The organism is Paenibacillus paridis (genome assembly GCF_006345825.1).
GTDB lineage: Bacteria > Bacillota > Bacilli > Paenibacillales > Paenibacillaceae > Pristimantibacillus > Pristimantibacillus paridis.
Genome location: NZ_VCIX01000027.1, coordinates 1 through 293, shown reverse-complemented (window position 1 = coordinate 293; position 293 = coordinate 1). Strand labels below are relative to the sequence as shown.

The following is a 293-nucleotide window of genomic DNA, read 5'->3' as shown; positions in this document are numbered from 1 at the left end:
GGACGGCCAAGGTATTCGAATTGTCAGCGGTTTTATTTGCGAGACATGTGAAGAGGAAATGGTGCGGACAGACGTCAAGGATGCGAAATATCCTTTTTTCATTCATCAGATGAAGCAAATATTTTTAGGTGAAAATGCTTGAGTGGTTTCTGGCAACAGAGGCTGCTCTTTTTTTGTCGTTTTTCATGTACAATAGGAATATCATAAAGCCTTTTTATTTTGAAAGGAATGTCCTTATATAATGAAGCAATTTTACGCACCGCTCCTAGAAGCTCTTATTGATCATATAAATG

Annotated in this window: 1 protein-coding gene; it reads left to right on the top strand. The window is 37.5% G+C overall.

The genetic code is table 11. The features are described 5' to 3' along the window. Nucleotides 1-142: sigma factor G inhibitor Gin (locus FJQ58_RS00310; RefSeq protein WP_139990478.1), on the top strand; the 142-nt coding region annotated here is incomplete at its 5' end. Nucleotides 143-293: the final 151 nt, after the last annotated feature.